This is a genomic window from Candidatus Poribacteria bacterium, from assembly GCA_021295715.1.
In the GTDB taxonomy this organism is placed as follows: domain Bacteria; phylum Poribacteria; class WGA-4E; order WGA-4E; family WGA-3G; genus WGA-3G.
Window position 1 is genome coordinate 13,366 of record JAGWBV010000013.1, and the last position, 15,023, is coordinate 28,388.

A 15,023-nucleotide genomic window follows, 5' to 3' on the forward strand; every position below is an offset into this window, starting at 1 on the left:
CAATGCCGCAACTGAACCCAACACGCCCAAAGGCTTTTTTGATTGACATGGATGGAACGCTCTATTTTAAGGGAAAACCTTGCCCCGGAGCGATCGAAACCGTCAACTACCTGCGTCAGGAGAAGTATCAACTCCGATTCCTGACGAACACGACCGCTAAAACCCCAAAGATGCTTCACGTCTATGAAGACGAAATTTTTAATGCGACGTACGCGTGTCTCCTCCACCTACGCTCACAGCCTGAAGCAAAGTGCCACTTTATGGTCGATGATGCCGTCAAAGCGTTTTCAAGGAGATTCCTATAGACGACGAGACTCCCGATTTTGTCGTAGTTGGGGACTACGGTGAAGGCTTTGATTTTCACGCCTTAAATCACGCTTTTCGCCTGCTGATGAACGGCGCGGAACTCATAGCACTACAGAAGGGTCTTTATTGGTTCTCTCCCGAAGGGATACGCTTAGACTGTGGGGCGTTCGTGACGCTTCTGGAGGCTGCTGCCGACAAAACAGCGACAATCATGGGCAAGCCGAGTGAAACGTTCTTTAAAACCGCGCTCGGTAATCTGCAACTCATCCCAAAGGATGTAATTGTGGTGGGCGATGACATTACCACCGACATCGTTGGGGCGGAAGGAATGAAGACGCGGAGTGTCCTTGTAAAGACTGGAAAATTTAAACCTGATCATTTGGAAAATCCCACTGCGAAACCGACGTGGGTGCTTGATAGTATCTCAGAGTTGCCGCAACTGTTTTAGCATAGTGTTCATCGCTTATTCCAAAGGTGTATTGAAGGCAGAACTTATGAAGCATCAATGCGTTCTTATCTTTAACCAAAGCACGTAGCCTGTAATGAAATGGAGGGTGGATTTATGGAAAGTACGCCAAATTTGAGACCCACGTTGGGTAACCGCAAGGAAAAATTAAAGTTCATTCAAATCGGACTCGTTGGGTGTGGGTGGGCAGGTTGTCGAGCTATCGAAGCTGCTAATGCGACCTCTCGACTGAATGTTATCGCTATCGCGGACCGTGATCCAACCCGTCGCGAACAAGCAGGTAATGACAACGCCGTGCCACATCGCTATGCTGACTATCGTGAACTCCTTGACAATCCCGACGTTGAAGCCGTCTATCTCGCGACTTCTCCTGATGGTAGGCTGCAGCAAGTTCTGGATACACTCAGTGCTGGTAAACACGTCTTAGTGCAAAAACCGCACGCAATCCGCGCCCCCGAAATATTAGAGATGGAGATGGCAGCACAACACGCAGGGAAAACACTGCAATTCTGCTACTTTATGCGCCACTTCCCGAACAACCGAAAGATTCGGCGCGCTGTGCTGAACGGGACGATCGGAGACTTGTATCACGCTCGCGTCTTCGGGAAATATAACTTCATACCACAGTTCGATGCCAACAGTCGATGGCTACACGTTTACGGACAGAAAGGCGGTTCGTTAGGGCAACACTATTCGCACGAACTCAATCTCACGTGGTGGTGGATGGGATGCCCGAAACCGATGTGGGCGTTTGCTGCGAAGCACGTGCTGTATCCGCAATATGATGGACCGGAGGGAGCGGCAGAGGACTATTTCACCGGCATCCTCGGATGCGAAGGCGGAAAAACCATCCAGATCGATTGTTCTCGGATGAGCCACTCCGACTCCGCCAGTGTCGTTGAACTTTACGGGACCACCGGTGCAATCACAAACGGCGGCATATCCCGATTTAAAGATGGCGAATTCGTTCGAGAAACTGTTGATGAACCGCTTGACATCGATCACGGTGAACTCCCTGAAGAGGTCCACGTCTTCTACTATGAACTCAACCACTTCGCCATGGCGATAGCAGGCGAAGTCGCACCAGATGTCTCAGCACCCGATGCGTACACCTTTATGCAAATCTTGGATGCGTTTTACGACAGTGCGAAAAGTGGCGAGAAAGTTTATATCGTCTCTTAACAGCAATTACGGAAATCGGGGAATCATCAAACTGGGAGGACACCACTATGCTGGAGTTTTCTGCGAATTAGCCTATAGCACTCATCTACAAAACTTACTGTTTCTTTAAATACGCTGTTGCAAAAGGCCGTTAGTTCGGTATTCCCACGAGGGACATTGGCGGGAAAAAATTCAGGATTGAAATGTAACTTGAAACTTGAGCCCTCCAAGGGACCTGAGAGGTCAAAAATAGTCGGAAAATCCACCAGATCGTTTATGTGATCATGTGTTAATTGATTCCTAATTTGCTTCGCAACATTGAAAGAGAAACCTATTTGGTCCGAATTGCCACTCCGGCTCACCAGATGAAAATTGCGTAAATATCGAGTCAGAAAGCCATTTGGTATTTTGTTTCCTAACGCCTGACGTATTTTTGAACCGTCACGATCATTTTTAAGCAGACCATAAACGATGTTAATGACTTTTGCGACACAATCGTCGGAACCAACGATATTAGAAAAGAAACCATGCAGAAGAATAAAAACAACCAACGGAAAAGTGTCAGGGCTCAACAGGTTAATTTGAACATGGAGGTTGTTATCCGAAAAATCAATTAACGGTTTCTGCTCTGTGGATCGAGAAAATCTGCTCATAATATAGGGAGTATAGTCCATACTCGCCATCAGATCCAGATAAAATCTTGCAGCGTTGAGTCGTTGATGGGTTGTTGGAATCAACTTTTGAATTTTGGTTTCGGCATCTTGAGCGGTTAAACCTACCGAGTCTTGGATTTTTCCATTTGTAGCAAGTTCCTCAATTTTTTGAAGGAGACTGGCTTCGTGCGTTAAATTTACCATTCTTCCCCTTCAAGAAATTCTTCATCTTCTTGTGCTAACCACTCAATTTCCCGTTGGGTCATATCTATAAGCCCTTCAGCAAACTGTTTAACAATCGGTGAATCCGTTCTGTCGCGCCACGCCTTGAGGTCGTTGATGCGTTTCACAAGATGTGGTGCTGGTTCGCCGAGATTTCTCGTGGAGACCCCCGAGGAGAGTGCAGTAGTGATTTCACCTCTTACTTGTTCATCTTCGTTACTCTTTATGAGAGCCAACTTCGCGAGAGAATAAAAGACCATATCTGCGTCGAATCCTCTCATCAGATAAGTAGCTTCCCTTATTAGTTCTAGGTCTCCTGAGTCCATCCATTCCTCAAAGAGTTTCCGCATTGCCGGATTAATTTTGACTTTGCTGCTACGCGGATCATCTCCACCGACCATAGATGTAAGCAATCTGGGTGCCTCAAATCTCAGCAGATTTGAGGACGTAAGGACCCAATCTCTTACGCGTTTCAAAGCTGCCAGTGCATTTTGATCACTCCAATCCACACCCTCAAACAGATAGTGTGGGCGATGCGGAACAGCATCATACTTAAACGATTCAGTATTATACTCGAACTTTTCAGAGCGATTAGATGCCGCCACTTTATAAGCAATTCGCTTCTCAAAAAATTTGATAACCCAGATCGGATCGTTCTTGAAGATGGCGTGGAGTGCTTGTTCAGCACCATAATCAATGTGTTCTAAATGCACACAATTAAACATTACCTGCTTGTATTTTTTCAGGTGTTCTTGTGGTGAGAACTTGAATTCTTGGTGGGTGAGCGCGTGGACGACCTGCCTCATAACCATAGGTGATTCATCGCTTGATAGTTTCACCAAAATCTCAAGGACAGTGTTTGCATCAACAGCATAGAAATTCGGAAGACTTTTGGTTATATCCCCCCGCAAGAGTTCATCTGGCGTTTTAGACAATTGATCTAAAATAGACAGATCTTCTTTTCCAACGCATCCGTCTGTTTTAATTCTCGATAGATAACTCCTTGCAACAATGCGTTTACCAAAGATGGTGTCCCGATTCAAGAGACTGTGAGTTGCCTCACTCGCTTTACCTTTGTCGACGTGGCGAATACCGCTGAGCAGTCCAGAGGCACAATGCGATTTTTCTGTCTGCCACTCAACAATGGAGTCCAGTAGATCAGAACCATAGGTAGGGTCGAGTTCACCGATGGACAGAAGCAGCGATGTCGCAGTTCCCGGATCCCACCCTTTTTCTGCCCAGATGCTGTCTCTGGAACTGCGGTGCTCCTTTCCTTTTTCGGCAATCTGTATACATTCCTGCATTAATTTTGAGAGTTGTGCGGGTGTGTATTTCTGAATATATTTTCTCAAGAACGCTTGGTTTTTTTCACGACTTTCACTCAGATCCCAGTCAGGGAATTTTCCAGTAAATTGGCGATAGAAGCAGTACCTTTCGTAATTTTCATGTTCGTGGAATTTCGCACGTAATTCCGCTGCCCGTTCTTTTGGAAATTCATTCACATATCTGTTTTCTGCATATCCCCGGAGACACTGATCCATTGCATTAAGAACAGTAAAATCGGACTCTTCTGAGATCCGATTCGCTAATATGTTGAAGAGTCGCTCTTGTTCTTCTTGTAATAGATCCTGGTCATTTTTTGACATTTCTCGCCGAGATGTGATTTCCAAAGGATTTATCGCTCGATTAATAGAATCTATTGCCTCTACTCTAATGGTACTATGTTGAGATATTCTCAGGCAATGCTCGATTAGGTCGATCGCCTTCGCTCTGAGTTGACTCAATTCAGGTGTATAATTTAAATGGCACCAACCAAACTTCAAAGAACTGCCTTCACTGAAAGTTTCACTGAAGTCCAGCACGAGAAGCGAATCAAGCGCGTTGAGTAGTGCCAAACTTAGCTTCGGGTTATCTTCTGTTTCCCACACCTCAAACACTCCAAGTGCTTTCGTTTGGAATACACTGGGTTTGCTCGTTTGGAAGCCTGTCATCCTTTTTAATAACTCTTGCGGTGAGTCATAATTGGGAACCTCCAAATCATCCATCAGAAGGAGCTTTTGGACTACCTCCAGCGTTTTCATAAACCCAGATAGTGTATTGACTGTTTTCTGCGCTTCTTTGGCAATTTTCCTTACCACGTCTTGATGGGTCCGTGTGGAGGTCCACCCGGTATAATGCTTTACATAGTCTTTCTTAGGATTATCCAAGATAATATTGAAAATTTGAGTCGCATCATCCGGACGAAAGTAACTGATACCTTTCATCTGGTCAAGGATATCCTCTCGAACAGCATTATCACCTTCCTGTGCTCGAATTTTAAGAGAAGCGACATGCTCATCAAGGAGACTTTTTTCACCAGTTATATTTTCCACGCGAGCAAGATTGATCACTACTTTGATGGGAAGAAGAGGCAAAAAATCATCCAACAGACTTTTGTGGAAAGAAGACGGTCTCCCATCGGAGAGAAAACACGCTTTCCGTAAGATATAATCACTGAGCACATCGGGAAAGACACGCTGTTTTCGCCCAAACTGAAGAAGCAAGCCGTATGCTCGCAGATCATCACGGTATTGCTCTATCTCATAAGGCTCCACTTTTAAGATTTCAGCCAATTTATCGCGTATTCGGTTGTCTTCTGTGTCAATGGATGCAATCCCGCTAAGCCAGTCCAGCAATTTTCGGTGCCGCTTGTCGGATCTTGGCAGATGTTTGCTGAAGATATCATTAAGATAGGATTCAAACGTAAGTTCAATCAATTCGTCTTTTGTTAAGTTTCTCAGCTCGACTCCCATATTGAGTAGATCTATCACCATGACAGCAATTAATGGCGTATCCCGTCCAATCCGTGTTAATCCAGCCAAGAGGGATCCGTCGGGTATCTGCGCGTAAGTGCGGATAAATTCCTTGGTTTTCTCCAATGAAAGTTTCGTTATTTTGAGATCTTCAATGGCACCATCTGGTAAGGCAGCCAAGAAATTGCCCTTCAGAGTGGCTTTAAACGGCTCCCGTGTTATGAGAACGACTTTTGATTCGCTGTATTCAGAACTATTCATTACTATTCTGATACCACCGAGGTTATCAAGAAAATCGTGAGCATCATCTACAAAAAAGATGTACTTACGATTGGGCGGAATGTCCGCTAAGGCACTTTCAAAACTGTCCGCAGCCATTTGAACAAAGAGAGGCTCATAATCTATGTGCTCTTGTTCGACTGTCTTTGCAAACTCAATAGCGATCTTGGTTTTTCCAATGCCGCCGCTACCGTATACCATGAATAGTCTTTTCTCTGGATCTTGAACAAAGGTTTGGAATTGACTAATTTCATCCTCTCGTCCGAAAGTTTCATAGTCGTATCTTAACAGTTGATGTTTACCTGCAATTTGACTTCGGAACATGTCCTGCCAAGAAAGAAACACAGGTAGATGGGGATCTCGAAATGAATTTAAGAGGTATGAAAACTCATCGGTCATCGTGATGAGGTCTTCTGCATCCCAACAGATTAACGAAAAGGTGTATCCTTTCTCGTTTTTAATGTCCTCAATTTTACGCTTGTTACCAGCAGTAAGCAAAGTACTGGTCATGAGGACATAGTGATCACACTGCAACGCATCGGCTTTGTCAAGTTCGCCTTTTTTGTATTTGCTACCTTTCATTTGGGAAATGAGTTGGTTACGGGCACGCCCCTTATCCATCGTTGGGTCAAAGAATTTATACTGGAAGATCCAGGTACCATCTTTTTCCTTATAATGCCCAGTATAATCCGCGTCAATGCCACCATCGCGTCCCGGCGCGTCGTAGACTTTTACGAAGGAGGACACTTCCTTTTTCAGGAACAGGTTGCAGAATCGATCAAAGTCTGCTTTTGTTTTTATGTAGTCTGATAACACTTTTTTCATTGGAGTTCCCCCTTGATAGCGGCAGAAGGTTGAACAGCGGGACAAGTATGTTTTCTCAAAATCATTTTAGTACACCAACAATGCTTGATAGCAATATGTTAGCATATTTTATTGCAGAGGTCAAATTGTTTTCGCTGATGAGGTTCAAGAATTTAATAACATTTGACAAAAACGCACCCCTCTGATAATCTATGGCAAAACTGATGATAGATACCACTAATAGGGAACACTCCGATGTATAAAACAGCGATGTTAGGGTGCGGGGGGCGTGCCCGTGGGCACGCAGATGCGTATCGTTTCGTCAAACGCGGGAAACTCGCCGCAATCTGCGATATGGACGCAGAACGACTTAACAATTTTGGGGAGGAATTCGGTATCTCTTCACGCTACACTGACTTCGACGAGATGCTTGAAAAAGAGAAGCCCGATGTCCTCCACATCGTCACAAGCCCCGTGGTTCCAAATGGCAGCGAACGGATCCGGTATCCGTTGATGAAACAGGCATCCGACCACGGTGTTCCTGCGGCGATTATTGAGAAGCCCGTTGCTGTTGAAGGCGAGGATTGGAAACAGATTGCGGGATTAGCGGAAGAGACACAAACGAAATTTGTCGTCAATACACAACTCGACTTCCACCCGAAAAACTTGGAATTGAAACGGGATGTCGCGGAAGGACGTATCGGCGAAATTAAGTTTATTGACGCGAGCGCACGTAGTAGAACTGCCGAGCAAGGAGGACATGTACTACAGTTAGTGTCCTCATACATTGACAACTCCCGCCCCGTCCGTGTTCTCGGACAAGTCGCTGGAAGCGAGGATTTAGATTCTACCGCTGGGCATCCGTCTCCGACACATGCTGTCGGGCATGCTCTGTATGAGAACGGTGTCCACGTCTCTCTTGCATTTGGAACAGGGATGGCACAAAAGGTGTCCGACGATTCGGGTATCTACGGGCACAAACGTGTTTTTGTTGCTGGGACGAAAGGCTTTGTGCATTGGCGGTTCAGCAGTTGGGAACGCTCAACGTTGGAGGGTGGTTATGAGGGCGGTCCGCTTAACTATGGAGAACAAGATGTTGTTGCGCAGGGTAACTTCACCGAAGCCATTTTTGATTGGTTAGCCGATGAGAACAGTGTGCATCCGACGCATCTCAAGCAATCGCTCGCTGAGTCTAACCTTATCTTAGGGATGTACTACAGCGGGATAACAAACGAGATTATCGAACTCCCGTTTGAACCGCCCGATGGACTCATGGACATGCTTCAAGAAAAGTTGTAATTTTGAAATAAATTTGTACTGGATGGGTCGAAGTTTCCGTGCTTTGTCCCGCCTTATGTTTTGGTGCGCTGCTGGCGTGCCATCGTTAAATATTAGAGGAGACAACCTCATGTATAAAACTGCGTTCTTAGGGTGCGGCGGTCGTGCCCGTGCGCACGCGAGTGCTTACCGCTACGTCAAACGCGGCAAAATCGCCGCGATTTGTGATATGAACACAGAGTTGCTCAACAATTTTGGAGACGACTTCGGTGTCTCTTCACGCTACACCGACCTTGACGAAATGCTTGAAAAAGAGAAACCCGATGTTCTCCACATTGTTACGGCACCGGTGTTACGGGGCACCAGCGAACGGATCCGGTATCCACTGATGAAACAAGCCTCGGATGCCAGGGTGCCAGCAGCGATCGTTGAGAAACCGATTGCCGTTGAAAGCGAGGATTGGAAACAGATCGCAGGTTTGGCAGAAGAGACAGAAACCAAATTCGTCGTCAATACACAACTCAACTTCCATCCACAAAACCTCGAATTAAAAGCGGATGTCTCGGCAGGTCGTATTGGTGAAATTAAATTTATTGATGCCAGCGCACGCAGCACGCCGGTCGACCAAGCACCCCACGTGCTTCAGTTGGTATCCTCATATATCGACAATTCGCGCCCCGTCCGCGTCCTTGGACAGATCGCAGGGAAAGAGCAGTTAGATTCGGCACAACCTTCTCCGATGCATGCCGCTGGCCACGTTTTGTATGAAAACGGGTTGCATGTCTCTGTTGCGTTTGGCACGGGTATGGGCACATTAGCGTCCGACAGTGAGAGCACTGTCGCACACAAACGGGTCTTCGTCGTAGGAACGAAAGGATTTGTGCATTGGCGGTTCAGCAGTTGGGAACGCGCAACACCGGAAGGTGGTTATGAAGGCGGTCCACTCAACTACGGAGAACAGGACATCGCCGCACAAGGGAACCTCACCGAAGCCGTTTTCGACTGGCTTGCTGATGAGAATAAGGTGCATCCGACGCATCTCCAGCAATCCCTTGCGGAATTCAATCTGCTTCTGGGTATTTACTATAGCGGAATAACAAACGAAATTATCGATCTACCTTTTGAACCCCCCGACGGATTAATGGATTCCCTCCGGGAAAAATTGTAAACCCACTCCGAATTCAGACGGAATCTTTAGAGGAGACCTTTCCATGTATAAAACTGCAATGTTAGGCTGCGGCGGTCGTGCCCGTGCGCATGCAGATGCCTATCGCTTCGTCAAAAACGGCAAACTCGCCGCAATCTGTGATATGAACACAGAGTTGCTCAACAGTTTCGGTGAGGATTTCGGTATCCCTTCACGCTACACCGACCTCGATGAGATGCTTGCAAAAGAGAAACCCGATGTCCTCCATATCGTCACGGCACCGGTGTTACGGGGCACCAATCAACGGATTCGGTACTCGCTGATGAAACAAGCCTCGGATGCCGGGGTGCCAGCGGCGATCGTCGAAAAACCGATTGCTGTCGAAAGCGAGGATTGGAAGCAGCTTGCAGGCTTAGCAGAGGAGACAGAAACCAAATTCGTCGTTAACACACAACTTAACTTCCATCCGAAAAACTTGGAGTTGAAACGGGATGTCGCAGAAGGTAGAATCGGCGACATCAAATTCATTGATGCCAGCGCACGCAGCACGCCGGTCGACCAAGCACCGCATGTATTGCAACTCGTCTCTTCCTATATCGACAATTCGCGTCCGGTGCGGGTACTCGGACAGGTTTCTGGTGCTCAGGATTTAGACTCTACTCAGCCTTCACCTATGCACGCTGCTGCTCAGGCACTCTATGCAAACGGTCTTCACGTCTCTCTCGCATTCGGGACAGGTGTAGGGCAGAAAGTGCCGAAAGAGCCGGATGCGGGGAATCACACCCACAAACGGGTCTTTGTCGTCGGCACGAAAGGCTTCGTGCATTGGAGATTTAGCAGTTGGGAACGCGCAACACCAGCCGGTGGTTACGAAAGCGGTCCATTGGAGTACGGGGAACAGGATGTCGTCGCACAGGGTAACCTCACCGAAGCCGTTTTTGATTGGCTCGATGATGAGAACAATGTGCATCCGACGCATCTCAAGCAATCCCTTGCAGAGTTCAACCTACTTTTGGGAATTTACTACAGCGGGGTAACGAACCAGATTATTGACCTCCCGTTTGAACCGCCCGATGGGTTGATTGATATACTCCGAGAGAAACTATAATCAGATGATTAAAATTTCATTTATCTTGAGTTGACTTTAGAATATTAAAGGAGACATTTTTGTGTATAAAACCGCAATGTTAGGGTGTGGTGGCCGTGCGCGCGCACACGCAGATGCCTATCGCTTCGTCAAAAACGGCAAACTCGCCGCAATCTGTGATATGAACACAGAGTTACTCAACAAATTCGGGGATGACTTCGGCATATCATCTCGTTACACCGACTTGGACGAGATGCTCGAAAAAGAGAAGCCCGATGTCCTTCATATCGTCACTGCGCCAGTGCTACGGGGTAGCAACGAGCGTATCCGCTATCCGTTGATGAAACAAGCCTCGGATGCTGGGGTACCAGCGGCGATCATCGAAAAACCGATTGCCGTCGAAAGCGAGGACTGGAAGCAAATTTCGGGGCTTTCCAAAGAAACGAAAACGAAATTCGTTGTCAACACGCAACTCAACTTCCATCCACAAAATCTGGAATTAAAGCGGGATGTTTCAGATGGTCGCATCGGCGATATCAAGCTCATTGATGCGAGTGCAAGGAGCACCCCTGTCGATCAGGGGCCGCATGTGCTGCAGTTGGTATCTTCCTATATCGATAACTCCCGTCCGGTGCGAGTTCTCGGACAAATCTCCGGTGCCGAACACTTAGATTCAGCGCAACCCTCTCCGCAATATGCGAGTGCGCGTGTCCAGTACGAGAACGGACTTCATGTCTCCGTTGCGTTCGGGACTGCCATCGCACCGACTGCCTCCGACGATCCGGTTGTCTTTTTCCACAAACGCGTCTTTGTCGTTGGAACAAAAGGTTTCGTGCATTGGCGGTTTAGCAGTTGGGAACGCTCAACTCCAGAAAATGGTTATGAAGGGGGTCCACTTAGCTACGGAGAACAGGATGTCGTCGCACAGGGCAATCTTACAGAGGCAGTCTTTGATTGGCTCGACGACGAGAGCAAGGTGCATCCGACCCATCTTGAGCAATCCCTTGCAGAGTTCAATCTGCTTTTGGGAATTTACTACAGTGGTATCACGAACGAAGTGATTGAGCTTCCCTTCGATCCACCGGATGGGCTCATGGATAAACTGAGAGCCAAACTATAAGGCAGATTTTGTCCTTTTTGGCACCTCATGCTCCTTTCCACGCGAAGGCGAGGCTTTGTGCCTCGCCATACACTCGCTAAACGGAGGCATAACCATGTCCCTTTCAAAAATTGTGTGTCTAACCTATCTCCTGTTTGGCATCGTCAATCTCACAGCAAATGCCGAATTGGTAGCCTACTGGTCTTTTGACAAGGCAGACGGTGTAGATGACCTAACCGGAAACGGTCACGACGGCAACATCCACGGGAATCCGAAGGCAGTCGCCGGAAAGTTCGGTGAAGCGTTAGCGTTTAACGGTAGTACCGACTACGTTGAGATTCCCGACGCGCCAGCAATCTCCGAACTCGAAGCGTTGTCTATGGCTGCGTGGATTCAGCCACTAAAACTCGGTTCATGGGTCGCGGTTGCTGAGAAGGGTATTCACCTTAACTGGAGTTACGGATTCTTCATTGAACCCGACGGGACACTCTCCTTTGAAGTCTCTACCGGTCCCGGCAACAATCTCGTCTGTTGCGTCGGCAATGTCGCCCTTGAAATTGGAAAATGGCACCACATCTTCGGTTCATACGACGGCAAATCCGTAAAGGCTTACGTTGACGGAAAACTGGAAGGTGAGATGCCGGGTGCTGATGCCGTCCATATGACTGAAGGGTTGCCTTTCACCATTGGCAGTCGCAACGGTCAGAACCATTTTGGCGGTGCCGTTGATGAAGTGGCATTCTGGGACGAAGCCATCTCTGTTGAGGACTCTATGGACCCGCTCCCTGTGAAACCGGGACGCAAACTCACAACGACTTGGGGAGTAATAAAAAGACTCCGTTAAAAACAATGGAAACGAATCCTGAAAAATTTGCGGAACAGGGTTACCTTGTTGTTGAATCAGCACTACCTGAATCAGACCTTGCTCCGTTAATCACTGCTGTCTCTGAAGTCGTCAATACACGAGCCATCGAACTCTATAAAGAAGGGGTTATCTCGGATACTTATGAAGAGATGCCTTTTGAACGTCGTTGGCATGCTGTTCTAAAGGCGTGCGGCAGAGAAAATGAGGTATTTGGTTGGCATACACTCGTTTTTAGCGAAGCACTCTTCAATCTGATAACCCATCAGAAAGTACTGGATGTCTTGGAATCGCTCATCGGAAGTGATATTCAGTTCAACGGCGATTTTTGGGTGCGTCCGAAACTCCCGAACGAAAAACTGACGACGCTCCCTTGGCATCAGGACAGCGCGTATATGCCCGATACCGAAAACGACACACATTTGACTGTTTGGCTCCCGCTCGTGGATGTTAAATTGGAGAATGGTCCCCTACAATTCCTACCGGGAAGCCATAAGTCAGGCTTACAAACCTATCACAGGGTGCCGGGCGAGACATTTGCTGTCCCAGTCCTCTCTCCCACCTCATCTGATACCGACATCGATACCTTAGAGATGCAGAGAGGTGATCTGCTCGTTTTTAACAATCTGGTCTTCCATCGGTCATTAGTCAATCATAGCGACAGCATCCGCTGGTCGACAGATTTTCGGTTCAGCCGCACTGGTACTCCGCTAAACGGACTCTGGCACGAAGCGATAGCCTGTTCAGTTCGCGAGCGTGAAAGCAGACAGTGCCCTACGTCATGGCAGATGTGGCGCGCCCAATGGGTAGTCAGTCCCCACAAAGACAGATTCGTTTAATTCTCCGATCAAGATTTCCAGTCTTAAAAAAATGAGGTTGTTTCTCCAGATTTTTTATGCTATAATTTAAAGTATACACAGAGTAAGAAATGTCTTGGAAGAATCGGGAATACCTAAGGCTTATCGGTTCTTCTGGCAACACATAGGAGGTTGCTTTGTTCAATCCAAGAGTTATTACAGTTATCCTCAGTGCGCTGCTCATATTGGGTAGCAGCATGCTGAGTTACGCAGAAATCACCGAAGATATGATTGCGGCAGCATGGCTGTTTGAGGGCGATGCCGCAGATGTGTCTGGAAACGGGTTTGATGGTGAGGTAGAAGGTGGAAACTTTGTCGGCGGGAAATTCGGTGACGCAATCGAACTCGACGGCGCAGGCGACTGGGTCGAAATCCCGAAACGGATCGGTGAATTTGAAGAAATTACCTTCGCACATTGGGTCAAATCTACTGGACGTGAGGGAGCATGGCGTGTTTTCTTCAACGTCAACGGTTGGAAAGCCGGGGACATCCACTACCAGATGCACCCGAATAATAAAGTCGAGTTCTCGATTCACAGTAATCCGGGTGGGAACGATACCTTTGCAAACTATATGTTAGCAGGCGATGAGATGGACAAATGGGTCCATATCGCAACCGCCTACAGTGCAAAGGAAAAGAAAATCCGCTTTTTCGTTAACGGCGAACTCGATATTGAAAACGATTGGGGTGGAAACCCGGGTGTACTCGATCCTGCCCGAATCGGCGACTGGAACCAATCCCGGCAATGGGAAGGGCTGCTCGACGAGTTCATCATCTTCAATACTTTCCTTGACGAAGATGACGTTCAAGCGGTCATGAATGATGGATTTGAAACGACGCTCGCCGTAGATGCCAAACAGAAGTTGGCTATCACGTGGGGCAGTCTGAAAAAGTAGGGGAGAAGCGATCACTGAATCGCGCCTCCTAAAAGGAAATAAATATGTTTATGGCAAAACGGTATCTGAATTACACACTCACTGCAATTATTGCCATAACGCTCAGCTTCGCGATGACAACAGCAAGCTATGCGGCGTTTGATGAAGGCGATATTGCGGGGATGTGGACCTTTGAAGAAGGTAAAGGTAAAGAGGTAAAAGATCTTTCCGGTAACGACACCCACGGTGAATTTGTCGGCGATCTGAAATGGGTGGATGGCAAATTCGGCGGTGGATTGGAATTTGACGGGGCAGACACTTGGGTTAAACTCGGCACGAAGGGCGAAGATAAAACATTAGCCGCCTTGGATTTCAAAGACTCCGATGGGTTCTCAATCCATTCTTGGGTCTACGCAGCAGAGGACCCGACTGGCAAATGTGTGGTATGGAAAGGGCTTGGTTGTTCAACCTGGTCGCAGTTTTTACTTGGAACAGGTGCCCATGAAAACGGTGAAAATAGCACGCAGGCAGCGTTCCACATCCGTGTTGCCAACGGTGGCGCGAAACTTGAAGTCCTCGGAGATAAACTTCAAGGTAGAGAGTGGATCCACCTTGTGGGTACATGGGACGGATCGCAACTGCATGTCTACGTCAACGGTAAACTACAGAACTCCGAAGATGCAAAAGGACCGCCGTGGGCATCTCCCGAAGAGGTCTACATCGGTGCGGACCCGGGCTGTGGCAAACGCTGTCAGTGGAACGGTATCATTGACGAAGTTGTTATCTTCGACACGGTGCTCTCTGATGATGACGTGACAAAACTCGGTGAAGGCATTGAAGGTGCGTTAGCCGTTGATGCCGCTGGAAAAATAGCGACGACTTGGGGTTCACTCAAATCCTCCCAATAGATACGCCTCGAAAAGCGCACTATACACAGTAGATTGAACATGAGATGTCCACCAAGCTGAGGTGGGCATCTCCTCCTTCGTTATATCCCGAAGGAGAATCTCAATCTGAAACCCTCATTGACGATGTGGAAGTCTTTGATACAGGTGGTTCAAGTCTCGCCATCGAACCACGCGACAAGCTTACGATCACATGGGGAAGGTTGAAAGCACCATAGTAGTTTCCCATA

Annotated in this window: 14 protein-coding genes; 12 read left to right on the forward strand and 2 right to left on the reverse strand. The window is 47.6% G+C overall.

Annotated elements, in window-relative coordinates; all coding sequences use genetic code 11:
* Positions 1 to 2: 2 nt before the first annotated feature.
* The 3 genes from J4G07_05695 to J4G07_05705 all read left to right on the forward strand — a co-directional run bounded on the left by J4G07_05695 (position 3) and on the right by J4G07_05705 (position 1,954).
* Positions 3 to 305 carry a hypothetical protein gene (locus tag J4G07_05695; protein ID MCE2413478.1) on the forward strand — a complete coding sequence of 101 codons (303 nt, stop codon included), beginning with the start codon at positions 3 to 5 and terminating at the stop codon, positions 303 to 305.
* 86 nt (positions 306 to 391) lie between these two features.
* Entirely contained in the window at positions 392 to 754 is a 363-nt protein-coding gene (locus J4G07_05700; protein MCE2413479.1) for an HAD hydrolase-like protein, read from the forward strand.
* A gap of 114 nt (positions 755 to 868) precedes the next feature.
* A complete protein-coding gene (locus J4G07_05705; GenBank protein MCE2413480.1) occupies positions 869 to 1,954 on the forward strand; it encodes a Gfo/Idh/MocA family oxidoreductase in 1,086 nt (361 codons plus the stop codon).
* 26 nt (positions 1,955 to 1,980) lie between these two features.
* On the opposite strand, the gene J4G07_05710 is transcribed toward J4G07_05705, so the two are convergent.
* Positions 1,981 to 2,790: a hypothetical protein gene (locus tag J4G07_05710; protein MCE2413481.1), complete on the reverse strand. Its 810-nt coding sequence runs from the start codon at positions 2,788 to 2,790 to the stop codon at positions 1,981 to 1,983.
* Positions 2,784 to 6,704: a hypothetical protein gene (locus J4G07_05715; protein MCE2413482.1), complete on the reverse strand. Its 3,921-nt coding sequence runs from the start codon at positions 6,702 to 6,704 to the stop codon at positions 2,784 to 2,786. Before J4G07_05715 ends, J4G07_05710 begins: the two co-directional genes overlap by 7 nt.
* Before the next feature lie 234 nt (positions 6,705 to 6,938).
* On the opposite strand from J4G07_05715, the gene J4G07_05720 reads away from it, so the two are divergent.
* The 9 genes from J4G07_05720 to J4G07_05760 all read left to right on the forward strand — a co-directional run bounded on the left by J4G07_05720 (position 6,939) and on the right by J4G07_05760 (position 15,011).
* Positions 6,939 to 7,982: a Gfo/Idh/MocA family oxidoreductase gene (locus tag J4G07_05720; GenBank protein ID MCE2413483.1), complete on the forward strand. Its 1,044-nt coding sequence runs from the start codon at positions 6,939 to 6,941 to the stop codon at positions 7,980 to 7,982.
* A gap of 109 nt (positions 7,983 to 8,091) precedes the next feature.
* Complete coding sequence (locus J4G07_05725; protein MCE2413484.1) at positions 8,092 to 9,129, forward strand: Gfo/Idh/MocA family oxidoreductase; 1,038 nt, start codon at positions 8,092 to 8,094, stop codon at positions 9,127 to 9,129.
* A gap of 43 nt (positions 9,130 to 9,172) precedes the next feature.
* Complete coding sequence (locus J4G07_05730) at positions 9,173 to 10,216, forward strand: Gfo/Idh/MocA family oxidoreductase (protein MCE2413485.1); 1,044 nt, start codon at positions 9,173 to 9,175, stop codon at positions 10,214 to 10,216.
* Between the two features lie 61 nt (positions 10,217 to 10,277).
* Positions 10,278 to 11,315, forward strand: coding sequence for a Gfo/Idh/MocA family oxidoreductase (locus J4G07_05735; GenBank protein MCE2413486.1), 1,038 nt, complete (start codon positions 10,278 to 10,280; stop codon positions 11,313 to 11,315).
* Between the two features lie 94 nt (positions 11,316 to 11,409).
* Positions 11,410 to 12,138, forward strand: coding sequence for a LamG domain-containing protein (locus J4G07_05740; protein MCE2413487.1), 729 nt, complete (start codon positions 11,410 to 11,412; stop codon positions 12,136 to 12,138).
* 5 nt (positions 12,139 to 12,143) lie between these two features.
* Positions 12,144 to 12,995: a phytanoyl-CoA dioxygenase family protein gene (locus J4G07_05745; GenBank protein MCE2413488.1), complete on the forward strand. Its 852-nt coding sequence runs from the start codon at positions 12,144 to 12,146 to the stop codon at positions 12,993 to 12,995.
* 155 nt (positions 12,996 to 13,150) lie between these two features.
* The gene (locus tag J4G07_05750) at positions 13,151 to 13,909 is read left to right on the forward strand and encodes a LamG domain-containing protein (protein MCE2413489.1); all 759 of its coding nucleotides are present in this window, start codon (positions 13,151 to 13,153) and stop codon (positions 13,907 to 13,909) included.
* A gap of 44 nt (positions 13,910 to 13,953) precedes the next feature.
* Positions 13,954 to 14,796: a LamG domain-containing protein gene (locus J4G07_05755; protein ID MCE2413490.1), complete on the forward strand. Its 843-nt coding sequence runs from the start codon at positions 13,954 to 13,956 to the stop codon at positions 14,794 to 14,796.
* A gap of 44 nt (positions 14,797 to 14,840) precedes the next feature.
* Complete coding sequence (locus tag J4G07_05760; GenBank protein ID MCE2413491.1) at positions 14,841 to 15,011, forward strand: hypothetical protein; 171 nt, start codon at positions 14,841 to 14,843, stop codon at positions 15,009 to 15,011.
* The last annotated feature ends 12 nt before the right edge of the window (positions 15,012 to 15,023 follow it).